The sequence below is a fragment of the Solihabitans fulvus genome, assembly GCF_008386585.1.
Taxonomy (GTDB): Bacteria; Actinomycetota; Actinomycetes; order Mycobacteriales; family Pseudonocardiaceae; genus Solihabitans; species Solihabitans fulvus.
Map to the genome: position 1 here is coordinate 1 of NZ_VUOB01000242.1, position 462 is coordinate 462.

General features: G+C 45.0%; 1 rRNA gene. It reads left to right on the forward strand.

Annotated elements, in window-relative coordinates:
- Nucleotides 1-108: 108 nt before the first annotated feature.
- Nucleotides 109-227: ribosomal RNA gene (gene rrf, locus F0L68_RS45725) — 5S ribosomal RNA — on the forward strand.
- Nucleotides 228-462: the final 235 nt, after the last annotated feature.

The following is a 462-nucleotide window of genomic DNA, read 5'->3' on the forward strand; positions in this document are numbered from 1 at the left end:
GCTCGTTAAGACTAGATGGGGTATCCCTACATGGCGGGTGGGACCCACGGCGAACGGTTCATCAAGTCTTCAAAAAAGAATATATACGATTGCATTGCATATACTAACGGATGCGATCATACCAGCACTAATGCACCGGATCCCATCAGAACTCCGCAGTTAAGCGTGCTTGGGCGAGAGTAGTACTAGGATGGGTGACCTCCCGGGAAGTCCTCGTGTTGCATCCCTCTTTTATGTTTAACCTTTTTTTTTTTGGTTAAAACTTTATGACTCCATAACTTTTAGACCGTGAGGCCAAACTTGGCATGTGATACCTTTTCGGAAAGCCCAAAGACAGCCCTCCGACGAAAGAAGCAGGACAATGGAACTTCTCCATTGACGTTTTGTCGACCCCAAATTTTGACCTTTAAGTACTTTTTCGGGCATTTTCGTGATTTGGGCTATATTACGGACCCAAAATTA